Annotated in this window: 19 protein-coding genes; 14 read left to right on the forward strand and 5 right to left on the reverse strand. The window is 70.8% G+C overall.

Annotated elements, in window-relative coordinates; all coding sequences use genetic code 11:
* Positions 1-30 precede the first annotated feature (30 nt).
* The 4 genes from OG417_RS46355 (at position 31) to OG417_RS46370 (ending at position 4448) form a co-directional block, all read left to right on the forward strand.
* Complete coding sequence (locus OG417_RS46355) at positions 31-864, forward strand: hypothetical protein (RefSeq protein WP_329243672.1); 834 nt, start codon at positions 31-33, stop codon at positions 862-864.
* Positions 861-2219 (forward strand): serine/threonine-protein kinase, encoded by a 1359-nt coding sequence (locus OG417_RS46360; RefSeq protein WP_329243675.1) that lies wholly within the window; start codon positions 861-863, stop codon positions 2217-2219. The genes OG417_RS46355 and OG417_RS46360 overlap by 4 nt, the downstream gene beginning before the upstream one ends.
* On the forward strand, positions 2188-3564 hold the full coding sequence (locus OG417_RS46365; RefSeq protein WP_329243677.1) for a protein kinase domain-containing protein: 1377 nt from the start codon (positions 2188-2190) through the stop codon (positions 3562-3564). The genes OG417_RS46360 and OG417_RS46365 overlap by 32 nt, the downstream gene beginning before the upstream one ends.
* An 89-nt stretch (positions 3565-3653) precedes the next feature.
* Positions 3654-4448: a DUF4097 family beta strand repeat-containing protein gene (locus OG417_RS46370; protein WP_329243679.1), complete on the forward strand. Its 795-nt coding sequence runs from the start codon at positions 3654-3656 to the stop codon at positions 4446-4448.
* Positions 4449-4489: 41 nt separating this feature from the next.
* Here the strand turns inward: OG417_RS46370 and OG417_RS46375 are convergent, their stop codons facing one another.
* The gene (locus OG417_RS46375) at positions 4490-6118 is read right to left on the reverse strand and encodes an ABC-F family ATP-binding cassette domain-containing protein (RefSeq protein ID WP_329243682.1); all 1629 of its coding nucleotides are present in this window, start codon (positions 6116-6118) and stop codon (positions 4490-4492) included.
* 284 nt (positions 6119-6402) lie between these two features.
* Entirely contained in the window at positions 6403-7281 is an 879-nt protein-coding gene (locus OG417_RS46380; protein ID WP_329243685.1) for an NmrA family NAD(P)-binding protein, read from the reverse strand.
* Between the two features lie 147 nt (positions 7282-7428).
* Between OG417_RS46380 and OG417_RS46385 the strand changes: the two genes are divergently transcribed.
* A complete protein-coding gene (locus tag OG417_RS46385) occupies positions 7429-9477 on the forward strand; it encodes a hypothetical protein (RefSeq protein WP_329243688.1) in 2049 nt (682 codons plus the stop codon).
* Positions 9478-9503: 26 nt separating this feature from the next.
* Here OG417_RS46385 and OG417_RS46390 read toward each other — a convergent pair whose 3' ends face one another.
* Entirely contained in the window at positions 9504-10019 is a 516-nt protein-coding gene (locus tag OG417_RS46390) for a GNAT family N-acetyltransferase (RefSeq protein WP_329243690.1), read from the reverse strand.
* A gap of 133 nt (positions 10020-10152) precedes the next feature.
* On the opposite strand from OG417_RS46390, the gene OG417_RS46395 reads away from it, so the two are divergent.
* The 5 genes from OG417_RS46395 (at position 10153) to sigJ (ending at position 14678) form a co-directional block, all read left to right on the forward strand.
* Entirely contained in the window at positions 10153-10686 is a 534-nt protein-coding gene (locus OG417_RS46395; protein WP_329243693.1) for a PadR family transcriptional regulator, read from the forward strand.
* Complete coding sequence (locus tag OG417_RS46400) at positions 10683-11423, forward strand: ABC transporter ATP-binding protein (protein ID WP_329243696.1); 741 nt, start codon at positions 10683-10685, stop codon at positions 11421-11423. The genes OG417_RS46395 and OG417_RS46400 overlap by 4 nt, the downstream gene beginning before the upstream one ends.
* 5 nt (positions 11424-11428) lie before the next feature.
* Complete coding sequence (locus OG417_RS46405; RefSeq protein WP_329243698.1) at positions 11429-13222, forward strand: FtsX-like permease family protein; 1794 nt, start codon at positions 11429-11431, stop codon at positions 13220-13222.
* Positions 13223-13320: 98 nt separating this feature from the next.
* Entirely contained in the window at positions 13321-13788 is a 468-nt protein-coding gene (locus tag OG417_RS46410) for a carboxymuconolactone decarboxylase family protein (protein ID WP_329243701.1), read from the forward strand.
* On the forward strand, positions 13737-14678 hold the full coding sequence (gene sigJ, locus OG417_RS46415; RefSeq protein WP_329243704.1) for an RNA polymerase sigma factor SigJ: 942 nt from the start codon (positions 13737-13739) through the stop codon (positions 14676-14678). Before OG417_RS46410 ends, sigJ begins: the two co-directional genes overlap by 52 nt.
* 33 nt (positions 14679-14711) lie before the next feature.
* Here sigJ and OG417_RS46420 read toward each other — a convergent pair whose 3' ends face one another.
* Positions 14712-15263, reverse strand: coding sequence for a DinB family protein (locus tag OG417_RS46420; RefSeq protein WP_329243708.1), 552 nt, complete (start codon positions 15261-15263; stop codon positions 14712-14714).
* A 284-nt stretch (positions 15264-15547) separates the two neighbouring features.
* Between OG417_RS46420 and OG417_RS46425 the strand changes: the two genes are divergently transcribed.
* On the forward strand, positions 15548-16030 hold the full coding sequence (locus OG417_RS46425; protein WP_329243710.1) for a DinB family protein: 483 nt from the start codon (positions 15548-15550) through the stop codon (positions 16028-16030).
* Between the two features lie 174 nt (positions 16031-16204).
* Here OG417_RS46425 and OG417_RS46430 read toward each other — a convergent pair whose 3' ends face one another.
* Entirely contained in the window at positions 16205-17065 is an 861-nt protein-coding gene (locus OG417_RS46430) for an SdrD B-like domain-containing protein (RefSeq protein WP_329243712.1), read from the reverse strand.
* A 1023-nt stretch (positions 17066-18088) separates the two neighbouring features.
* Between OG417_RS46430 and OG417_RS46435 the strand changes: the two genes are divergently transcribed.
* From OG417_RS46435 to OG417_RS46445, 3 genes are all read left to right on the forward strand, one after another.
* Entirely contained in the window at positions 18089-18694 is a 606-nt protein-coding gene (locus OG417_RS46435; protein WP_329243715.1) for a class I SAM-dependent methyltransferase, read from the forward strand.
* Between the two features lie 1596 nt (positions 18695-20290).
* Positions 20291-20761 (forward strand): hypothetical protein, encoded by a 471-nt coding sequence (locus OG417_RS46440; RefSeq protein WP_329243719.1) that lies wholly within the window; start codon positions 20291-20293, stop codon positions 20759-20761.
* A 799-nt stretch (positions 20762-21560) separates the two neighbouring features.
* Positions 21561-22880, forward strand: a complete 1320-nt coding sequence (locus tag OG417_RS46445; protein WP_329243723.1) for an MFS transporter — start codon at positions 21561-21563, stop codon at positions 22878-22880.
* The last annotated feature ends 218 nt before the right edge of the window (positions 22881-23098 follow it).

Raw genomic sequence — 23098 nt, forward strand, 5'->3', positions numbered from 1 at the left:
CCGTCGAACAGAAGCGAAGCCGAGTCCCCAGTGTCCGTACCACGACTCGCGGCCGCCCGGCGTCCGGGCGGCCTGACGCGGGTTCCTCTCGCCGCGGTGTCCCTCGTCACCGCCTGCTCCACAGTGTCCAGCCCGCCGGACTACGCGGCGTTCGCGCGGCAGATCGGCGCGGCGGCCGCCGCCACCCGGTCGGCCGTCGCCGTACGCGCCACCGTGCACGTCGCGCTCACCTACCTCATGTCCCGGTACGAGCTGTCCGGCACGGTGAACCGGACGACGGCGGGCTTCACGTTCACCGGCACCTCGACGGTCCGGGCCGGCGCGGGCCTGTCCGCTCGGAAGGTGCGTGTCATCAGCGTCGCCGGCCGCTCGTACGCCGCCTCGGCGCTCCTGCCGCACCGTAAGGCCGATCAGTGGACCCTGCTGTCGTCTCCGGACCAGCTGGTGCCGATCACCGGATCCTCGACCGTCGACCTGGCCGTGCTCGACCCGCGGTTCTATCTGGCCGTCATGGATCCGGCGTACTGGACCTCGCACGCGGGCATCGGCATGCCCGAGCCCAAGGAGACGACCGCGACCGGCGGCGTACGGACCCGTCACTACCTGACCGGATGCGGCTACGGCTCGAGCTATCCCGGCTGTGACTGGGCCAGGCTCGGCTCGCTGTTCCGGGTCTGGCACGGCAGCCCCTCCGACGCGGCCGAGGACGTCTGGATCGACCCCGGGCGCCACGTCGTCCGCCGGATCGCGGTCGACTGGGGGCTGTGGTCCCCCGCGAACGTCCCCCTGTACGTGAAGGGCGACCTCGACCTGACCACACTGCCGGCGCCCGTCCCGATCACCGCCCCGCCGAACGCGCGATGACCGGCGACGGCCTGCTGCCCGGCGACCCGCACCGGCTGGGCGACTATCAGCTGATCAAACGGCTCGGCGCGGGCGCCATGGGCCAGGTCTTCCTGGGCCGCTCTCCCTCGGGCCTGCCCGTCGCCGTGAAGGTGGTCCACCACGATCTCGCCGCCGACGAGGGCTTCCGCGCGAGGTTCGCCCGCGAGACGCGGGCGGCGCGTGCGGTCGGCGGGGCGTTCACCGCGCCCGTCGTCGACGCCGACCCGTACGGCGACCCGCCCTGGCTGGCCACGCAGTTCCTGCCGGGGCTGTCGCTGTGGGAGGCGGTCGAGGAGTACGGCCCGATGACCGCACCCGCCGTCCTCTCCCTCGCCGCGGGCCTGGCCGAGGCGCTGCGGTCGGTCCACGAGGCGGGCGTCGTGCACCGCGACCTGAAGCCGTCCAACATCATGCTCACCCCCGACGGTCCGCGGGTCATCGACTTCGGCATCGCGCACACGGCCGACGCCGACCGGATCACCCGCGCCGGGGCCATGATCGGCACTCCGGGATACATGTCACCCGAGCGGGCGGCCGGCCGGGACAGCGGTCCGGCCGACGACGTCTTCGCCCTCGGCTGCGTGCTGGCGTACGCGGCGACCGGGCACCCGCCGTACGGGCCGGGCGGCCCGCACACCCAGCTCTACCGGGTCGCGCAGGGGCCGCCCGACCTCGGCGCCGTGGCCGCCCCCTCGCTGCGGAGCCTCATCGCGTCCTGCCTCGCGCGGGATCCCGCCCACCGTCCCACCACGCGCGACCTGCTCGGCCGGCTCGCCCGCCCGCCGCAGGGCGTCGCCTGGCTGCCCGATCCCGTCGCCGCCGGGATCTCCGCACGGGCCGCCGGACTGCCGCGCCGCCGCCTCCTCACGCGGCTGCCGGTGCTGATCACCGGAATCTTCCTCCTCGCGGCACTGGTGTACGCCGCGCTGCTTGCCTTGCCCTCCGGCGGCGGCTGCGACGAGGCGTGCGAACACGCGCACACCAGTGAGGCCGCGTTCTACCTGATCTGGAGCCCGCAGATCGAGGACGCGGCGCACAGCTGCGCGGAGGGCGCCGCGGGCTGCGCCGACCAGACCGCGCCGGTGCTCACCGGGCTGGCGAAGGAGATCCACCTGCGCACCGACGCGTCCCGGTACGCACGGCCCCTCGCCGACCTGACCCTCCTGAACCGGCGGCTCGCGGCCTACCGGGCCTGCCCGGGCTGCCGCCCCGGGGCGACCGGCCTGAACTCCTCTCTGCTCGCCCTCGACCAGGACCTGTTCGCCGTATCCACCCTGCCCTCGCCCACAGACGGAGCCACCGATGGAACCACTGCGCCCCACCGATCCCCGTAACGTCGGGGGCCACCAGGTGATCGCCCGGCTGGGCGAAGGCGGGATGGGTCAGGTCTTCCTCGGCACGTCGCCGGGCGGGCGGCCGGTCGCCATCAAGGTGGTCCGGCCGGCGCTGGCCGCCGAGGCCGGATTCCGCGAACGGTTCCGGCGGGAGGTCGAGGCGGCGCGCACGGTCAGCGGCGCGTTCACCGCACCGGTCGTCGAGGCCGACCCGGTCGGCCCGGTTCCCTGGCTGGCCACCGCCTACCTGCCCGGTCTGTCGCTGCTCGACCTGGTACGGACGCACGGCCCGCTGCCACCTCCGGCGGTCCGCGCCCTCGGCGCCGCGCTGGCCGAGGCCCTGGTCGCCGTCCACCGGGCGGGCATCGCGCACCGCGACCTCAAGCCCTCCAACGTCATGATCACTCCGCAGGGCGTCCGGGTCATCGACTTCGGCATCGCCAAGGCCGCCGACGGCGGCCCGCTCACCCAGAGCGGGCAGCTTCTCGGCACTCCGGGCTACCTGGCGCCCGAGCAGGCGGCGGGCGGCGCGGTCGGCCCCGCCACGGACGTGTTCGCCCTGGCCGCCGTGCTGTGCTTCGCGGCGACGGCCGTCGGCCCCTTCGGCGTCGGCGACGTCCCTCTCCTGCTCCACCGCACCTTCCACGAGGAACCGGATCTCACCGCCGTCACCGACCCCGGACTGCGGGACCTCATCGCCGCCGGGCTCCGCAAGGACCCCGCCCAGCGGCCGACGCCCGCCTGGCTGCTGTCCGCGCTCGCCCGGCCGGAGGACGGCCTGGGCTGGCTCCCCGCCCCGCTCGCCGACGTCGTGCTCCGCCAGGCCGCCCTCCGGCCACCCGCACCCGCGACCGCGCCTTCCCCTCCGTACGCGCCGTGGGGCCGCAGGCTGGTCGCCGCCCTGCTCGACGGTCTGTTCATCGTGCTGCCGATCCTCTGCTACGTCGCCTACCTCATGGCGTTCGTGTGGGGCCGCGAGAACATTCCCGTGCTCAACCGGGGCGTCGCGATCTCCACGATCCGTGCCACCGTCCCCATCGTCGCCCTCGCCTGCCTGATCATCTTCTTCGTGCTGCTGGTCCGGACCCTCGTGCGGGAGGGACGCACCGGCCAGAGCCCGGGGAAGCGGCTGCTGCGGATCGAACTGGTCGGCGCCCGGACGGGCCGCCCGATCGGCTTCGGGCGGGCCCTGGTCCGGCGGCTGGCGCACGTGCTGGACTCGCTGCCGTGCTATCTGGGCTTCCTCTGGCCGCTCTGGGATGAGGAGCACCAGACCTTCGCCGACAAGCTGGCCGGGACCGTCGTGCTGGACCGCCCCGCCCGGGCGCCGGGTATGGGGGGTTAGCCCCACCATCACGCGGCGTGCCAGCCGGATGGGAGCGGCGACGGTGGTCCCGTAGCGTTCTTCCCGTACCGACTTCCGAGGAGTCATCCGTGAAGAGCCGTGGCGTGGCGATCGTCGCCCTCACCGCACTGACCACACTGGCCGCGTCGGGGTGCGGCGTGGGCGTGCACTTCGCCGACTACCGGCACACCACCACCATGGACGACACGCACGTCTCCGGGGTCACGAGCGTGCAGGTCGACGCGGGCGACGGCCACGTCGTCGTGACGAAGGGCAGCGGAGACGACGTGACGGTCCACCGGGTGGTGCACTACCAGAGGGGCACCCCCCACCCCGGTCAGCGGCTGAACAACGGGACGCTGACCTTCAGCTCCGGCTGCACCCGGTGCCGGATCGACTATGACCTGGTCGTCCCCGCCTCGGTCAGCGTACGGGCCCACACGGACAGCGGCCGGGTGAACGTCAAGGACGTCCGGACCGCCGACGTGAGCACCGACTCCGGCTCGGTGACCGTGCGGCACGTCTCGGGCGACGTGAGCGCCCGCTCCGACTCGGGGGCGGTGACCCTGCAGGATGCCGGCGGCACCCTCCGGGTGAGCACGGACTCGGGGTCGATCCACGCGACGGAACTCCGCTCGGCGGACGCGACGGCCTCCAGCGACTCCGGCTCCATCCATCTGGCGTTCGCCTCGGCGCCCAAGAACGTCCGGATGACCGACGACTCCGGATCGCTGCACCTGGCCGTGCCCGGCGGCCCGTACGCCGTGGCCGCGCACACCGGCTCGGGCAGCCGGCACGTCGGCGTGCCCAGGGCGGCCGGCGCGACGGCACGGCTGTCGCTGCGCACCGACTCGGGCAGCGTGAACGTCGTCCCGGCCGGTTAGCCGCCTGTTCCGCCCGCGAGCGGGAACCCGTCACGTTCCGGTCAGTCCGATGCGGTGATCTCCTCCAGGGTGGTCTCCCGGAGTTCCTCGTCCTCCACCAGCAGCCAGCGCGTGATGCCGGCCGACTCCAGGAACGGCAGGTCGTGACTCGCGACGACGAGCGCGCCCTCGTACGACGCGAGCGCGCTGGTGAGCTGCTGGACGCTGGGCACGTCGAGGTTGTTGGTCGGCTCGTCGAGCAGCAGCAGCTGGGGCGCCGGTTCGGCGAGCATCATGGCGGCGAGCGCCGCGCGGAAGCGTTCGCCGCCGGAGAGGGTGCCGGCCGGCTGCTCCGCCCGCGCCCCCTTGAACAGGAAGCGGGCGAGCTGGGCGCGGATGTGGTTGTCGGTCACGCCGGGCGCCCGGCGGGCGACGTTCGCGGCGACGCTGAGATCGTCGTCCAGCACGTCGAGACGCTGCGGGAGGAACCGCAGCGGCACGTACGTCCTCGCCTCCCCCTCCAGCGGCGGAAGCTCTCCGGTGAGGGTGCGCAGAAGGGAGGTCTTGCCGGCGCCGTTGCGCCCGACGAGGGCGACCCGCTCCGGACCGTGCACCTCCAGGTCGGCCTCGCGCAGCCGCCCGTACCGGGGCCGCACGCCGCGCAGGCTGAGCACGGTGCGCCCGGCCGGCACGGCGGTGTGCGGGAGGCTCACGCGGATCTCGTCGTCGTCGCGTACGGCGTCCGCCGCCTCTTCGAGCCGGTCGCGCGCCTCGCCGAGCCGGTCCTGGTGAAGGTTGCGCAGCCTGCCCGCCGACTCCTGTGCGGACCGCTTCTTCGCGCCCGCGACGATCTTCGGCGCCCGCCGTTCGAGGTCCATCTTCCGGCTGTTGCGCTGCCGCCGGGCGATCTTGATCTGGGTCTCCTCCAGCTCCCGCTTCTGCCGGCGTACGTCCGCCTCCGCGGCGCGCAGCATCCGCCCGGCCGCCTCCTGCTCGATCGCCACACCCTCCTGGTACGCCGACCAGCCGCCGCCGTACCAGGACACCGCGCCGGCCCGGAGCTCGGCGATGCGATCGACGCGTTCGAGCAGCTCACGGTCGTGGCTGACCACAACCAGGATGCCGGAGTGCCATGCGTCGACGGCCTCGTACAGCCGCTTGCGGGCGTGCACGTCGAGGTTGTTGGTCGGCTCGTCCAGCAGGAGGACGTCGGGGCGCTCGAGGAGCAGGGCGGCTAGGCGCAGCAGGACGGTCTCACCACCCGAGATCTCCCCCACCGTACGGTCCAGGCCGATGCCGTCCAGCCCGAGCGAACCGAGCATGGCGAGGGCGCGCTCCTCGACGTCCCAGTCGTCGCCGACCGTCTCGAAGTGCTCCTCGCGCACGTCGCCGCACTCGATCGCGCGCAGGGCCCGGCGCCGGTCGGCGATCCCGAGCGCCTCGTCGACGTGAACGGCGGTGTCGAGGGTGATGGTCTGCGGGAGGTAGGCGAGGCTGCCGCGGACGCCGACCGATCCGGCGATGGGTTTCAGCCGTCCGGCGAGCAGCCGGAGCAGGGTCGACTTCCCGGAGCCGTTCGCCCCGGCCAGCCCGGTGCGTCCCGGCGGGAAACCGAGGGACAGCCCGTCGAAGACCGTCGTCCCGTCCGGCCAGGCGAACGACAGAGCGGAGCAGGTCAAGGATGCGCTCATGCTGGGGTCCTTCGCGGTCGTGGTGTTCGGGGCGTCGTATGCGAACACCACGCGGCGGAGCGGAGCGTTTGAGGAAGGCTCGTGCACCGAGGTCGCTGCCACGCGTCGTCGTACGGCGGAGCCGTACCGCGTGGTGATCGCGAACCTCAGACGAGCAACATCCACCTCTATCGCCGGCAGCAGAGACGAGCCGATATTAGACAGGCCCGGAACCGGCGGGCAACCGCATTTCGGGAAGGTCGCAGCGGCCCGGTGTCCCCCGTCTTCCTCGGTGACCCGCTCGATCAGCCGAGGACGGCGGGCTTGAGCACCTCCTCGCACCACTGGCGGAAGGTGGTGGGGCTGCTGGAGTCCGGGGTTCGCGGCTCGGTGTTGTAGACGCCCTCGTCGACGTCGGCGAGCAGGTCGACCAGGCCCTGGGCCCAGCCCTCGCTCATCCCGTTCCGCGTCAGGTTGGCCTTGAACGCGTCGCCGGGAACCCGCTGGTAGCGGATCGGCCGCTCCAGCACCTCGGACATGATCTGCGCCATCTCGTCGTAGGACAGGTCCTCGGGCCCGAGGATCGGGACACTGGCCCGCCCGCTCCAGGAGTCGTCGAGCAGCAGCCGGGCCGCGGTGGCCGCGACGTCGCGGGTGGCGCACGTCGGAAGCCTTCGGTCCCCGGACACCGGGTAGAAGAACACGCCCTGGCTCTTGAGCGGCCCGATCTGCTGGAGCAGGTTCTCCATGAACGCCGGCATCCGCAGGGCCCGGCAACTCACGCCCGTGCCCTCGATCATCTCGTCCATGACCAGCGACGTGGGCGCGTGCCTGCCCGGCGTGTCCCCGGCGCCGCGCAGGGCCGAGATGTAGACCAGGCGCTCGACGCCCTGGCTCCCGATGGCCTCGCACAGCGTCCGCGTGAACTCCAGGGTGCGGTCGCGCATGCTGTCGGCGGTGGGCGTCGGCGGCACGAGCCAGAACACACTGCCGGCGTCCGCGAACGCCTCGGTGACCGCGGCGACGTCGTCCAGCGAACCCCGCACGACCTCGACACGCTCGCGGACCCGCGGGGAGAGGCGAGAGGGGTCACGCGCGAGCACGCGGACCGGCGCGCCGCCGTCAAGGACGTTGTCGAGGACCTGGTGGCCGATCTGGCCGGTGGGAGTGGTGATGACGATCACGAGATCTTGCCCCTCGCTCGATTTCAGGAAACGGAATTACGCTTCCGGTACTTGCCGAGGAGTACGTTACGGAATCCAGATTCCGGTTGTCAATCAGGTGACGGCGAAGATCGGGAACGCCGGCGTTCTCCCGGATAGAGTGCGTCGATGCTGGATGGACTCGACGACGTCGCATGGTCCGAGTTGAGGCACGCGTACGGAGCGGCCGGCGACGTTCCCGGCCTGCTGCGCCGGGCCGCGTCGGGTGGGGACGCGGCCGAGGAGGCCCTCTCGGAGATCTTCGGCTGCCTCTTCCACCAGGGCACCGTCTACACCGCGACGGCGGCGGCCGTACCGTTCCTCACCGAGCTGGCGCGGTCCGCGCCGGAACGGCGCAGCGAGTTCGTCTGGCTGCTCGGCATGTTGGCCGATCCACACCATGCCCACGGCTCCGCCTTCGACGCGGTCAAGGCCGCCGTCAGCGCGAACGCCGGCGCCTTGATACCGCTCCTGGGCGACGCCGACCCACAGGTACGCGCGGCCGCCGCGTACGCCCTCGCCCAGTGCGGCGCGCCGCCGGCCCCGCTGTGGGACCGCCGGGCGGCCGAGGAGGACGCGGAAGTGCGTGCCTCACTCGCGTTCGCGCTCGGTCTCCTCGATCCGGCGCGGGCCGTCGAGGATCTCTCCCGCGCCGTCGTGCACGCTCCGCCGGTGGAGCGGGTCGCCGCCGCCCTGGCCCTGACGCGGAACGGCGAAGCGTGGCCGGACGGCGCGGCGGCCGCCGTGGTCGGCGCCATGGACGACGCCGAGGTCGAGTACGCCTGGCAGCGTCACGCCGACTGGACCGACGACCTGCTGGTCGAGACGGATGACGCTCTCGCCACCACCCTGCTGAGGCAGATGTTCACGGCGCCTTCGACGCAGGTCCGCCGTGCGGGCGTGTGGGGAATGACGGTACGCGGCCAGGCCCGGCGTACGACCCCGGCGCTGTTGCTGCCGCTGGTGCGCCCGCTGCTGGACGACCCGGACGAGGGCGTACGCGGTGAGGTCATCGGGGCGTTGCGCAGGTCCGGACGTGCGTCCGCGCGGTTCGCCGACGAGCTCCGTACGGTGGCCGCGCGCTACCCGCGGACGGCGCATCAGGTGGCGATCACCCCCGAGCTCAAGGCCGTGGAGACGCTGATGCTGCTCGGCGATCCCGGCTGGATCGACCCGGTCTGCTCGGCCGTCGCCGCCGCCCCTGACACGAGGCGGATACGGCTTCTGCATCAGGGCATGCCGTGGAGCCGGCGGGCGTTCGACGAGGTGCGGCGGCGGCTGGCCGCGCCGGCCGGCCGAGACGCCGCGACGGTCTCCGTCCTGGCCACGGTCCTCGGCCAGTGGGGCTCCGACTCCGCGCCCGCCGTTCCGGAACTGCTGGCGGTCCTGCCGCACGCGGGCGAGGCGGTGTCCCGCGCGCTGTCGCGGATCGGCCACGCCGCTCCTGAGACCGAGCCCTACCTGCGTGCGTTCGCCGAGCGGACCGGTGACCTGGAGGCCGCCCTGGACGTGTGGCGCATGACCGGGGACGCCCGGTTGCCGATCGAGGCTCTGAACCGGCTTCTGACGGGTGAGCGGGTACAGCCGCCGCGCGACTCCCCCGACCTCGGCGACGTGGGCCCCCACCTGCTGCCGTTGGTCCCCGCCGCACGCCACCACCTCACCGGCGCCGCGGCGGCGACCTACCCGCAACGCGACGTCCAGGTACTCGCGGCCCGCGTGCTGTCGGCCGCGACCGGCGATCCGGCGCCGGCGCTGCCGACCGTCCGCGCCGTCCTCGAGGCCGGCGGCACGTCCGCGAGCGGGGCGGCCGGCCTGGTCACCGACCTCGCCACGACGTTCCGGACGGGCGTCGGCGACCTGGAACCGGTCCTGCGCGGCCGGCTCGACGATCGTTGGAGCACGGTGGCGGCGGCCCGCGCACTGTGGCGTCTCGGTACCCCTCCGGCCGAGCTGGTCGCTCCCCTGATCGCGGCGATCCCGGCCCCGTACGGCGGTCGTGGCGCGGTGGCGCTGCTGGTCGACATGGGCGCCGTGGACGCCGTCGCGGATCTGGACCGCCTCGCCCGCCGCGACGAGCGGATCGTGACCTCAGGGATCGACGACGACATCGTCTGGCAGGACGAGCGGTTGCAGGACCGGTTGCGAGAGGCCGTCGTCGCACTGCGCGAGCTCTGACGACGCGTCACCCCCCGCGGTCCGTCTCACGTCGGCAGGGCGTTTACTCCCGGCCGTCGCACCATGGAGACGTCGATCGGGTCCTGGTCCTCCACGGTGAAGCCGTGGCGCTCGTACAGTCGCCGGGCGGCGCTGCCCTGAAGGACGTTCAGGCGGACGGGCACGCGGTCGGCGTCGATCCGTTCCAGGACTGTGCGCAGGACGGCCGATCCGAGCCCCCGGCCCTGGAGGTCGGGGGCGAGGTAGAAGTGCTCCAGCCACCGCCCGCCCTCGGCCGGGCGCACGGTCACGGAGCCGGCGAAGGCGCCGTCGACCACGATGACCGACGTATGCCGCGGGGAGAAGGAATCGCGCAGCCGCTGCCGGACCCGATGTTCGTCGAACCGCCCCAGCCGCTCCAGGTCCGGTCGCATCACTATCGCCCGCAGCTCCGCGATCGCCTCGACGTCCGCCGGCTCGGCAGGACGCAGCCTCCATTCGATGGGCCGGTCCGCCGCGACCTGCCCCGACAGTGTCCCGTCCGCCCCCGTACTCGCATCCATGTCCGAATCATCTCAATAGACCGCTATGGCCACGTACGCACCAATGCCGGGGCGCGCGATGCCGCCGCATGATCCGTCGGTTGACGGCCGGGGGGATAACCGCTATCTATTAGCTAGCCGTTAGGGGTGATACATGCAGGACGCAGTGCTGGCGATGCTCGCGAAGGAGCCGTCGCACGGTTATCAGCTGCGCACCCGGCTGCGGCGGTTTCTTGGCCCGCTGGGTGAGTCGATGAACGCGGGTCAGGTCTACGTGGCCCTGGCCCGGCTGGAGCGAGCGGGACTGGTCGTCTGCGAACGGGCGGACGGGCTGCCGGAGCGGCCCGACCGCAAGGTGTACGCGCTGACGCCGGCCGGACAGCAGCGGGTGGCCGCCTGGCTGACCGAGGTGAACTGGCCGAAGCCGGACCTGGCGGACTTCCACCTCAAACTCGCCACGGCCGCCGCGGCCCGCCTGGCCGACCCGGTGGAGCTGGTGGCCGCGCAGCGCCGCGAGCTGATGCGGCGCTTGCGCGATGCACAGCGCGCGATGCTGGCCGAGCCGGACGGGTCGACCGCCGGCCTGCTGCTGGAAGGGGTCGTGTTGCGTCTGCAGGCCGACCTGCGCTGGCTGGCGGCCTGCGAGCGGGCCTGGTCCAGAGCCGGACGGAAATCTGAGGACGCATGAACGACATCGGCGCGGTGCTCCAGGCCCGCGACCTGTACAAGGAGCACGGGCAGGGGCAGAGCCTGGTCCGCGCGGTCGACGGAGTTGACCTGGACGTGCCGGCGGGACAGATGCTGGCGGTGATGGGCCCCAGCGGCTGCGGGAAGTCCACCCTGCTGCATCTGATGGGCGGCCTGGAGCGGCCCACCGACGGCGAGGTGTGGCTGGCCGGCCGGCGCATCGACACCCTGAACGAGCGGGCCCTGGCCCGGTTGCGGCGCCGGGCCGTGGGGTTCGTCTTCCAGGCCTTCCATCTGGTGGAGGAGCTGTCGGCGGCGGAGAACGTGGAACTGCCCGTCCTGTTGGCCGGGGGCTCGCCGCGTGCGGCCCGGCGTCGCGCCGCCTTTCTGCTGGAGCGGTTCGGGCTCGCCGACCGCGCCCGGCATCTGCCCTGGCAGCTGTCGGGCGGACAGCGTCAGCGGGTGGCCATCGCGCGGGCGATGGCCAACGAGCCGCTGGTCCTGGTGGCCGACGAGCCCACCGGGAACCTGGACACGGCGGCGACGCTCGATGTGCTGCGGCTTTTCGAGGACCTGCGTACCGCGGGACAGACCCTGGTGATCGTCACCCATGACGAGCGGGTCGCGGCCACCGCGGATCGGCTGATCTCGATGCGCGACGGGATGTTCGTCGACGACACCCAGCTGGCCGGCCGCACCACCGGACGGCTCGACGGCCTGATCGGGCTGGAGGACTGAGCGCCGTGGGTCGCGTCCTGCTCATCGTCCGCCTCGTCCTGGCCGACGTACGCCGCCACCCCACCCAGGCGGTCATCCTTCTCGTCTCGGTCGCCGCCGCCACCGCCATGCTGGGCCTGGGCGCGTCATTGCACGGTGCGACCGAAACGCTCTACCGCAAGACCCGGACGGTCACGGCCGGACCGGACGCGGTCGCGTTCTCCCCCGGCACCGGCCGTGCCACGATCACGGCCTTGACGTCCTTGGCCCATATGCCCGGGGTGGTCGCGTACAGCGGCCCATACCGCGAGTACTACACGACGCTCACGGCGCACGGCTCCACGGGGGCCGCGGTGGTGCAGGTCGCCGACGCGACACCGGGTCCGGTCGACCGTCCGCTGGTGACCTCGGGCCGGTGGGTGCGCCCGGGCGGCGTCGTGGTCGAACGCGGCTTCGCCACCGCGCTGGGCGCCGGCGTCGGCGACCGTGTCACCGTCGCCGGCCGCTCGCTGCCCATCGTCGGGATCGCCGTGACCGCGTCCCACAGCGTGTACCCGTGGGCGCCGGGGATCGGCCCGGGCGGCGGGCCGAGCGACGGCGGCGGTCTGGTCTGGCTGGCCGAACGGGACACCCGCGCGCTGAAGACGTCCGATCTCTCGGTGACCTCCTTCGTCAACCTGAAGCTGCGGGATCCCGGCACGGCCCCGACGCTGGGGCATCGCGATCCCACCGTGGCCTCCGCGGTCGGGGACACCTGGGTGAACATCAGGGCGTGGCAGGACATGGCCGCCCAGGACTCCATCATGCTCAAGGACAGCCAGCCGATCCTGGTCATCGGCAGCTGGCTGCTCGCGTTCCTGGCCACCGCCGGCGTGGCCACGCTGGCCGCGGGACGTGCGGCCAAGCAGACCCGCCGGGTGGGACTGCTCAAGGCCGTCGGCGCGACACCCGGCATCATCGCCGCCGTCCTGCTCGCCGAGTACCTGACCCTGGCGCTGCTCGCCGACGCACTGGGGCTGGTCGCCGCGAGGCTGCTCCAGCCCGCCGTCATCAATCCCAGCGCCAGCCTGGTCACCACCGCCACCGGGCCGACCGGCGGCACGATCGTCGTCACGACCCTCGTCGCCGTGGCCGTGGCGGCCCTGACGAGCCTCGGCCCGACCGTACGGGCTCTGCGCACCGAGACCGTCACGGCGCTCGCCGACAGCGCCCACCAGCCCCAGCACCGGGCCCACCTGACCAGGCTGTCCGCGCTGCTGCCGACCCCGCTCCTCCTCGGGCTCCGCCTGATCGCCCGCCGACCCGGCCGCGCCGTCCTGCACGCCTGCAACACCGCGACCACCCTGGCCACGGTCACCGGCCTGCTGATGATCTACGCCCAGCCCTCGAAGGGGTACCCGGGCTCCGCCATGGCGAACGATCTGCGAAACGCTCAGGAACACCACGTGATCCTGGCCGTCACCGCCGCGCTGATCGTCCTTGCGGCCATCAACACCGTCACCATCACCTGGACCACGGCGCAAGAGGCCCGGCCCACCATGGCCATCGCCCGCACGCTGGGCGCCACGCCCGGACAGATCACCGCCGGGCTCTCCGTCGCGCAACTGTTTCCGACGCTGCCCGGCGCCCTCGCCGGCGTCCCCATGGGCATCATCCTGTGCCTGCCCTTCAGCGCCGGGAACGTGACCTGGCCACCCGCGTGGTCGCTGCTCGCCGCCGCACTCGCCGCCCTGCCCGCGACGGCGGCGCTCACCGCGGTGCCCGCCCGCGTCGCGGCCCGCAGATCCGTCGCACGAACCCTCAGCGCCGAAGCCGCGTGAGCCCCTGGCTGCTTCGGTGGGTTGTCACAAGCAGGAGGGCTGTCTCGTCGAGTAGGAGCGGCGCCGGCCGGCGCCGCTCCTACTCGAGAGGACAGATCATGAGCGAACAGCCGCAGGCCATTCGCACCCGCCTCGCCTGGGCGCGGGTCGACCCCGAGGCACGGCAGGCCATGCTGCGGCTCGACCAGGTCGGCGCCGACCAGATCGACCCGACCCTGCGCGGGCTGATCTGGATGCGCGCCTCCCACCTCAACGGTTGCGCGTTCTGCCTCGACCTGCACTCCGCCGACGCCGCCGAGCGCGGTGAGACGTTGCAGCGCCTGGTCGTCGTCGGCGCGTGGAACGAGGCACCGCACCTGTTCACCGAGCGCGAGCAGGCTGCCCTGGCGCTGACCGACGCGGTGACCAGGCTCGGCCCGCAGGGGGTGCCGGACGCCGTCTGGGCCGCGGCGACGGAGCAGTTCGACGAGAAGGAGCTGGTCAGGGTTCTGATGGCGATCGTTACGATCAACGGGTGGAACCGGCTGGCCGTCGCGACGCACGCGCACGTGAGGCCGCGGCGTTGAGTACGGTGGCGGACGCGGCGGCCCGGGCCGACGAGGAGATCTTCCTCGGCCACCGACCGATGCTGCTCGCGCTCGCCTACCGGCTGCTCGGCTCGGTGCACGAGGCCGAAGACGTGGTCCAGGACGCGTACCTGCGCTGGAGCGCGGCGAACCGCGCGGAGGTGGCGAACCCGGCCGCGTTCCTCACGGCGGTCACCACCCGGCTCGCCGTCGACCGGCTGCGCTCGGCGACGGCGCGGCGCGAGTTCTACGTCGGTTCGTGGCTGCCGGAGCCGCTGCCCACGGCCGGCCCGGACGATCCCGCCGAGAGCGCGGCGCTGCGCGAGTCGGCGTCCGTCGGCATGCTGCTGCTCCTGGACCGGCTCGGCCCGGCCGAACGGGCCGTCTTCGTGCTGCGCGAGGCCTTCGATGTCCCTTATGCCGAGATCGCCGCGATCCTGGGCCGTAGCGAGGCGTCCTGCCGTCAGTTGCTCAGCCGCGCCCGCCGCCGTACGGTCACCGCCCCGGCGCACGTCAGCGCCCTCGACGCGGCGGCGGCCCGACCGCTGGTCGACGCCTTCCTCGCCGCCGCCCGCAGCGGTGACCTGGGGCGGCTCGAGTCGCTGCTGCGCGAGGACGTGACCCTCACCACCGACGGCAACGGCACGGCTCGCGCGGGACGGCACCCCGTCCACGGGGCGGAGAAGGTCGGCCGGCTCGTCACCAAGGTGTTCGAGCGCTTCGACCCCCGCACCGAGGTCCGGCACGCCTGGTACAACCACGCCCCGGCGCTGGTCATCGACACGCCGGTACGCAGGGTCGTCTACCTCTTCCAGTACGACGCCGAGGGACGCATCGGGCAGCTGTTCGCCATCCTCACGCCCGAGAAGCTGAGCCATCTGCCCAGGTGAACCGGAGGCCGCCGGGGCGTCGCGCTCAACGCCTCACTGGCCCACGCGACCGTCGATGCACTCTCTCAACAGATCCGCGTGGCCACAGTGCCGCGCGTACTCCTCGATCCGGTGCACCAGCAGTTCCCGTACGGCGATGGCGTCCTTCCCCAGACGTACGCTCAGATCGTGGTGCTCGGCCAGCACGGCGTCGGTGGCCGCCTGCTCACGGGCCAGATCGGCGTACGCGGCGTCGACCATCGCCTGTTCGGCGACCGCTCCGTCGAAGTCGGCGTCGTACAGCTTCGGCGGAGGGTCGCCGGGCAGGATCCAGCCGCGCCAGTCCCGTTCGACCTCGGCGAGGTGCCGAAGCAGGCCGAGCAGCGACATGGTCGACGGCGGCACCGACCGGCGGGCCAGCTGCTCCGAGGTGAGACCCTCGCACTTCATCAGCAGGGTCAGCCGGTAGTTCGCCAGGTAGTCCTGCAGCGTCGCCAGCTCGCCGTCGGGGCTGGCTCCGGCGTTGTCTCGGGGATCCTCGTCCGGATCCACCCACATGTCCGGGTAGACGTTCGCCCGGCTCCACCGCTGGGGTTGGTCGCTCACCCGGGCCATGGTGGTCCTCGGACAGCCGGCTCGCCAGCGAATTTCCGCGAGTCACGCGCCCTCAATGCGGCGGTTCGAACCGGCGGCACGGGTGTTCGCACCCTGGTGGGTGACGTGGACGCGGGTGCCGTCCGGGCTGCCGACCATGCGGAATCGGGCGACGGGCGTACACGGCCGCGGGAAGACTGACGGTCCGGCCTGCTACCGTCCGGCAGGCGCCGGCGATGGCCGGCGTGAGATCCCCGGCCCCTCTTCACCGGGCGATCAGGAAGGGCATGGGCTGGATGGACGACGGCGAGAAGAACGCACTGTTGACGTTCTTGGAGGCGCAACGCGCGAGCGTTCTGGCGATCATCGACGGGCTCGATACCGAAACCCTGACAACCCCGGTCCTACCATCGGGATGGACACCTCTGGGACTCGTGGAACACCTCGGCCACGCCGAGCGGCACTGGTTCCAAGAGATCGCCACCGGCTCCGCCGAGCCGCTGCCCTGGCCCGACGACCACACGCCACTGATCACCTCACGGCCACCATCGGTGGTCTTCGAGTTCTACCGCACCCAGTGCGAGCGCTCGAACGCGATCCTCGCCTCGATGCCACTGTCGACGCCTCCGCGCGGGCGTCACCCTGATCCGCTCGGAAAAGAGATCACTGACCTACGGCGGATCGTTCTCCACATGATCGAGGAGACCGCGCGCCATGCGGGCCATCTCGACATCGTGCGCGAGCTGATCGACGGAAAGACGGGACTCGGCCCCCGGTGAGTCTTCGGGCGGCAAGCATCAGCCGGGACTGCTTTCTTCCGCCATCAGGTCGCACACCGGACGCACCGTGCCCTTGTTCTTCACGACCTGGCGCCTGGAGGGAAAACCGTCCGGCCTCTTCGTGGCGGAGCCGGCCGGTCTCCAGCGCCGGCTGGTGACCGACCGGCCGGCCCGTCACTGGGGCTTGGCCACCAGACCGACGTCGATGGTCACCACGCCACCCGCGGTGACGTTGAATTCGGCGCTGTCGCCGGTGATGACGGATCCAGTCTGCGAGACGTCGCTGATGTCGGAGTCCGTCGCGTCGTCGCCGACATTCGGTGTCGTGAACGTCCAGGGACCCGCCCCGTTGAGGGTGACACGAACGATGTTCCGCGTCGCGCGCACGTCCCAGAAGGAGTAGTAGCCGTCGAAGATGTTGCTGACGCCCGAGCCGTCGCCATCGTCAGGATTGATCACCTGGATGCTGGTGATGTCGTTGAGGGGCGGTTCTCCGGGTTCGCGCTGGCCGTCGCCGTTGAGGTCGTTCCAGACGTTCCCCTGGACGGTGCCGACGCCGACGATCTGTACGGTTTGAGTCGCCGTGTTGTTGGAGGTGTCGGACTCTCGTGACGTCGTCGTCACACTCGCGTCGAAGTCCGCGTCGGTGCCCGGGGGCGCCGTCGCCTCCAGACTGAGCGTGATGGGGTACTCGGTGGCGTGCGCGGCGAGGTCAGTGGTCCCCGTGCACGTCACCACCTGCCCGGCCGGGGTGCAGGGCAGGGCGGACGACGAGCTTGTGCCGAAGAGCTCGAAGCCGGACGGCATAGTGATCTTCAACTTGAGGTCACGAGCGGGGCGGTCGCCCTGGTTGCGAACCGTCGCCGTGACCGTGGTGCCATAACTAGTACCGACGACGGGCGGGTCCGCACTCAGTTCGACCGCCACGTCCGCGGAGGCTTTGGCTGCCGGGGCCGCGTGCGCGACTCCACTCGCCGTGAACGTCAGCGCCGCCGCGGTGACCGCTACCAGCGGCCCACGCAACGCCAGGGTCATCCGTGTTCTGGGCATGCTTCCCCCGGTTCTGTTGAGGTTTCCGCAACAGGGACGCGCCCCCACGGCCCGCCGGTTGGCGGCGTGACCGTACACGGCCACCTCCGAACGCCAACCCGGGTTCCACCTCAACCACTGACCGGCTAGATGTTTGGGCGGGCCAGTCCCGGGCTCGGAGTACCCCCGCCGGAGGCCCCCTCAGACCAGGTTGCGGGGGTGACGTGATTTCCGTATCAGCCGGATCAGACCGAGCACCAGGAAACTCGCAGTGGCTGCGATGATCCCCCCGATCACGGCGCTCACCTCGTGCACATGATTTTCGGTCCATGACCATGACCCCACATAGTGTGGAAGGGTCAATGAGCAGACGACGATCATCACCACAAACGTCGCTGTGAATGCGAGCCGGAGCGTACGGTCTTCGAGATTCCGCCAGCTCGATTTTCGTCTGGGCTGAGGGGGGCGACTGTACATCGCGGCACCTTTGGCGTCGGTTCGGGCAATATTCAAATGCTAGGGATGCAAATTACCGCACGTTGGGCCGCCCGAACGGCCGGAGTGTGTCTGCGGTTAGGACGACGCCCTCGCTCCGGCTGGAGAGTACCGGGCTTCCGTCATGATGAGCGGATGGGGCACTGGTTCCGCGGTCGACGAGTACTACGAAACCTACGGGATGCCGCAAGAGTGGTCTATTCGGTCGTCGGACGACTACGACCTCAAGCCCTCTACTGAGGCCGACTTCGAAAGCGTGTGGAGATACGCCCGTCGGACCTGCGAGGCCGGATCTCGGTCTCGACCAGACCACCCAGGCTCGTGAACCCTCCGTACTCGGGCCGCCCCATCGGCGCGGCCGGACGGAGCCAGCGCCGTCCACGCCGGAGCATCGGAGGGCGAGTACACGGGACATGACGGCACAGCACGGCTTTTCTCGTGACGGAGCACGAGCAACTCAGCGTCCGTCCGGCTCATCGCCGCTCGACCCATGGGCTACAGCAGAGCGGAAACCCGCTCAATATGCTTGCCGCCATGAGTCGTTGGGACGAGCTGACCGGTGGGACGTCTGGGGAGGACTACGCCGCGCGGTTCGCGGCTCTGGCCGCCAGCGGCAAGGACATGCACGGTGAGGCGCGGTTCTGCGCCGCACTTGTTCCCGCCGGAGCACGGGTGCTGGACGCCGGGTGCGGCACCGGGCGAGTCATGATCCGCCTTGCGGAGCTCGGGTACGACTGCGTCGGGGTGGATCTTGATCCGTCCATGCTGGCGGTAGCGCGGAAAGAGGCGCCGGAATTGCCCTGGATCCAGGCTGACCTGGCGGAGTTCGACCCGGCGGTGGTCGATATGGCCGCGGACTTCGATCTCGTGGTCGCCGCCGGCAACATCTTCCCGCTTCTCGCCGCCGGCACCGAGTCCGCGGTGGTCACTCGCCTGGCCGCGACCCTGCGCCCGGGCGGTCTGATGGTCGCCGGATTCGGCTTGGACGAGGCTCACCTGCCGGTACCACCCGGCATCACCCTGCCGGAGTACGACGCCTACTGCGCCGCGGCCGGCCTCACCTTCGTCGACCGCTTCGCCACTTGGGACGCTGACCCCTACGACGACGGCGGCTATGCCATCAGCGTCCACCGCCGCTGAGGATCCTCTGTCTCCACCGGAGGACGGTTCCGGGCTGTCGACCTCGGCTGAGCGCTTCCTTCAGACCTCAGCCCATGGGGGCGAGAGCCCCTCAGATCATGGAACTCCGGGTGTCGTCCCACGCTCCGCCCGCCGCCTCATCCTTCACCTGTCCCGGCACTGGCCCTGGCAGCGGTCAGCGAGATGCTTGATCGCCAGGATCTTCCAATGAAAGAGGTCGGCTAGAACCCCTTCTCCGGCACCAGCGCTTGATCAAGAAACTCATGATTACGGCGGTCACGGTTGCCAACTTCAGCGCTGCCCGGACACCGGCCACCGTCAACGCCGGCCCATCGGCCGTCGCCTGGCGGGCGATCTCCCGCTTATACCTCCGCTCAGGCGGCTCACCTTTGCGCAGGTCAGAGAGGGCCAGTACGGCAGTCCGAGATCGTGATCTTGTCATCGGCGTTTGAGGCGTGCTCACGTTGCAACCCCTGCTCGACCCGCCCATCTCGGACTGCCGTACCAACCAAAGTCGCCGCCGCAGTTCACTGATCTGGTGAGCCGGCTAAAGGTAAGGTCGTGGTCGTGGAAATGGTCGGCGCTGCAATAGGGACCGTGATCCGCCCTGATGAGGGACTACTAGGGCACGTCGGTCGTACCGATGACCGGCACACCGCAATGGGGACCAGAGCGTTTGGCCCTGGTGGGCTCCTTAAGCCTGGCGAACCGGTCGGCTATGACGTGGCACAACGGAGGCCAGAGCGTTCCGCCCTGGTGAGGTCGCCGGCGACCGAACCCGTACGGCGTGGGCAGCGGACCGCAATGGGGACCAGAGGTTTCCGCCCTGGCGAGTAGCGGAGTGAGGTGATCCCCGTAGTGCGAGAGCGGACCGCAATGAGGGCGAGATGCATTCCACCCTGGTGAGTTCGCGAGAACCCTCGTACTACCACGCCGGCGACCTGATGCCGCAATGGGAACCTGAGCATTGGCGCCGGTGAGCCACGGCGCTAGGTGAAGAGGACTTCCAAACCGGAAAAGACGCGTTCGGGCTGGACCATTCCCAGGTCAGAACTACCCGGCACTCCTGCGCCACCTCGTGCCGGCCATGGCCGCGCTGGCTGCGGTCGCCGGCACCGCCGCCCTCACCCGGACAGCCGGCAACCTTCGAACCGGCGACCTGCCGCTTACAAGGAATACGGACACCCCAGGTCGCGCCGCATCCGCCGAGGTAGATGCTGTTGAACGTATGCCGGTGGCTGTCCGCGGTTGCCGTCGTTGCCGTCGTTGCCGTCAGCCTCCCCAGCCCCGGCGGCTTTGCAGAAGGTCGGCGACCCTCCACTGGCTCCCCCACTGACCTGGACTTCCATCCGCCCGGGAGCCACGGTTTCCTAAGGAACACACGCTTTGATCGTCGGGCGTCTCCCGTTGCCACACCTGATCAGCGAAAACCTACTGTGGCCTGCATCGTCTGGCTTCAGCGTTGCCGTGCTGTCGAGTGCCATGAATGATCACCGCGTGCAGCCCTATACCACCATTCGCGGGCCAAACACGGGCCAGATTCGGCACGGTCCAGGTCAAGGGGGCTGAAGATCGCAACTAATCTAATCTGATCTCGTGATCGACGTCCTGATCGTCAATATCCTCCTGGGCATCGTCGTGCTGGGCGTGTTCGCCATGGGGCTGTCCGGCCTCGTGGACGCGATACGTGAGCGCAAGCCCGGCGATGCCTTCGGCGGCGTGTTCATCATGCTCGTCGCTGTTGGGCTCGGCTGGGCAATATCCTTTGTCGTCTTGAGTCACCACAAGATCGTCCCCACCCGGGTTGGCAGCGCCCACGCGGTTAACTGCACTGCCAAGATCCTCAGGGAACGGGACGCGCGTTCTCGGATCAACGGTGATGAGGTCTACCGCTTGCGTGTGCGGGTGCAGATTCCCGGTAGGGCCTCGTACGAGGCCGACAGCTCGGCTGCGGTGTCGCCGCTGGTCGCCGGAGGCATCGGTGCGGACCGGACCGTATATGCGTGCCGGGCCGATCGTGACCACCTCAAGAAGGTGGAGATCCTTTGGGACCACCCGAGGTCCTGAGCACGGGAGTCGATCGCGTTCCACGCCACAACATCGCTTCCACCCCACCCACCGACTACCCTGCGCCGCGTGCGGCCCCTCTCCATCCCCGAGCCTGAGTCCCCCGCCGCACGCCCGTAGGGCCTGCCGGAGCGGGCGGCCTGCGCCGCCGCCTTGATCGCTGGCTGATGATCAACCTTCCCGGCACGGTGGCCGAGTCCACGGAGGACGACTACAACGACACTGTGCGGTTCCACCTGGCCCCCGCGCTGGGGCGCAAGCGGCTGACCAAGCTCACCGTCGTGGATCTCGACAAACTGTGGAAGGCCAAACGAGAGGCCGGCTACAGCGCCAACAGCATCGGAATCATGCGGACGGTGCTACGGACGGCACTCGGCCAGGCGGAGCCCAGATGCGGTGGACCTCTTACCTGTAGCCGCCAGCTAGCCGTGCGTCCGCGTCTCACAAGGCCTCTGCCGAAGGTCGGTAGCGGCTCTGGCCTGCCGAGTACGGAACACGACCTTACGGCTGGCCGGTTCTCCGCGAGCCTCGTAAGTTGCGCCGCGTGTCTGGTGCCCGCATACTGCGGTGTGTAAGAGCCGACCACGGAGGTACAGCGATAAATATCAAGGCCATCCACGCCGCCGCGTCATCCGTGCGATTCGCCTGAGCCTGGATCTTCTTCCACCGCCCAGTCTGTAGCAACAGCCCATAGAAGAGGCTGAGCGCAGGCGTACATGGGTTGCTTCAGGGCCTTCGCGCGCGGGACGCCGCGGCTGCAGCGTTCAATCGTCGCAGCTCCGCGTGGAGGCCTTCTTTCATGCCTGTTTTCTCCGGTGGCCGCCGTATCCCGGCGCACCCGGTTCGTCCTTCGTTCCGTGATCCGCGCTTCGCCCTCCTGTTGGTCGGCCAGTCGGCCGGCTGGGTCTGCAGTTGGGCGGCGTCCCTTGTCCTGTGGGGATTCGCCGCCTACCACTTCGGCGCCAACCCGGCGGGCATCTCGCTCACGGCTCTGTGCTGGTCGGGTCCGCCCGTAGTACTCACCGCGTTCACCGGCGGTCTCACCGACCGGTTCGGCCCGCGGACCATGCTGATCATCGGCTACACATGCTCCGCCGCCGCGTCGCTGGGGATGTCCGTCTCGGGATCGCTGACGTCCCTGGACATCATGGCACTCGCCTGCGGTGCCGCCCGGTCACTGTGCAGCCCCGCGAGCAGTGCGCTCCCGACACGAATCGTCGAGTCCGATGACTTGCTCGCCGCTAACTCCCTCCTCGGCGTCACCGCCTCGATCGGGCAGGTGGCAGGGCCGCTAGCGGCCAGCGTCCTCATGGCCACCGCGGGATTCCGGATCGCGTTCACCGCCGACGCCATCATGTACCTGGTGGGCGCTCTGGTCCTCATCCCGCTTCCGGTTCTCCCGCTGCCGGAGGAGCCGCGGAACGCCGGGGCAACGGCCACCAGGCGTCCGGTGTACGGGCTGTCGTGGTTCCGCACCGCCATGGTCGGCGCGGTCGCAGTAGCCCGGGAGCCGGGACTGCGCGCTATCGCGCTGGCCCGGATGGGCGTGATCTTCACGTCCGGGGCGTTCCTGGTCATCGAGCCGCTTTACACACGGCACGTGCTGCACCAGCCGTCGTCCCAGTTCGCACGGTTCGAGGCAGCGACCGGGATCGGAGCGGTCGTGACCGGGCTGCTGCTCCCGGTCATTCGCCGCCGAGTACCGGGGATCCGGTCGCCAATGTGGCTCCTGACGGCAGGAGCGGTCAGCTGCGGGCTGGCGGCGGCGCTGTCCACGGGCACGCCGTGGGTTCTCGTTGCCTACCTCGGTGCGTTCGTCTGGGGTGTCTGCGACACCGTGTTCTACGCGGTCGCGGCCACAACCTTGCAGCGGCTCGCCCCCACGGGGAAATTGGGCCGGGTCTCGGGTGTGATCTCCACGGCCGAATCGACAACGCAGAGCCTCAGCATGCCGGTGGCGGGCGCACTCGTGGCCGTTGTCGGCCTCCAGCCGGGCGCGCTCCTCTTGGCAGCGGTGGCCGTCGCGGCCGGGGCGGTGTGCCTGCTGGGCGTGGCCGGAAACCCGACTACGCGCTCGCGCTCGGTACGCACTGCCGAGTATGAGCGCGCCACCCGCTGAAGGCTCCTGCGTCACCTGGGTCGACGAGGTTGAAACGGCGTAGTCGATTCCGACGGCACAGGGGCCGGAAGCGGTGACATGCGGCGGCTACGCGCCCGACAGAGCGCCTATCACCTCTGCCAGCATGGTCATCCGGCCTCGCGTCTCCTTCCAGGGTCAGGGGCCGATGTCGGCACCGGCCTGGAAGGAGTCACCGAGTGGCATATCTGTGATGGGTC

Origin of the sequence: Actinoallomurus sp. NBC_01490, assembly GCF_036227085.1 — a bacterium.
GTDB lineage: Bacteria > Actinomycetota > Actinomycetes > Streptosporangiales > Streptosporangiaceae > Actinoallomurus > Actinoallomurus oryzae.

Bases quoted from the DNA above. Each gene is read 5' to 3' on its own strand.
- OG417_RS46375 (WP_329243682.1), bottom strand. From the start codon at position 6,118: ATGAGCGCATCCTTGACCTGCTCCGCTCTGTCGTTCGCCTGGCCGGAC.
- OG417_RS46365 (WP_329243677.1), top strand. From the start codon at position 2,188: ATGGAACCACTGCGCCCCACCGATCCCCGTAACGTCGGGGGCCACCAG.
- OG417_RS46410 (WP_329243701.1), top strand. From the start codon at position 13,321: ATGAGCGAACAGCCGCAGGCCATTCGCACCCGCCTCGCCTGGGCGCGG.
- OG417_RS46400 (WP_329243696.1), top strand. From the start codon at position 10,683: ATGAACGACATCGGCGCGGTGCTCCAGGCCCGCGACCTGTACAAGGAG.
- OG417_RS46360 (WP_329243675.1), top strand. From the start codon at position 861: ATGACCGGCGACGGCCTGCTGCCCGGCGACCCGCACCGGCTGGGCGAC.
- OG417_RS46395 (WP_329243693.1), top strand. From the start codon at position 10,153: ATGCAGGACGCAGTGCTGGCGATGCTCGCGAAGGAGCCGTCGCACGGT.
- OG417_RS46435 (WP_329243715.1), top strand. From the start codon at position 18,089: ATGAGTCGTTGGGACGAGCTGACCGGTGGGACGTCTGGGGAGGACTAC.
- OG417_RS46430 (WP_329243712.1), bottom strand. From the start codon at position 17,065: ATGACCCTGGCGTTGCGTGGGCCGCTGGTAGCGGTCACCGCGGCGGCG.
- OG417_RS46390 (WP_329243690.1), bottom strand. From the start codon at position 10,019: ATGGATGCGAGTACGGGGGCGGACGGGACACTGTCGGGGCAGGTCGCG.
- OG417_RS46425 (WP_329243710.1), top strand. From the start codon at position 15,548: ATGGACGACGGCGAGAAGAACGCACTGTTGACGTTCTTGGAGGCGCAA.
- OG417_RS46385 (WP_329243688.1), top strand. From the start codon at position 7,429: ATGCTGGATGGACTCGACGACGTCGCATGGTCCGAGTTGAGGCACGCG.
- OG417_RS46445 (WP_329243723.1), top strand. From the start codon at position 21,561: ATGCCTGTTTTCTCCGGTGGCCGCCGTATCCCGGCGCACCCGGTTCGT.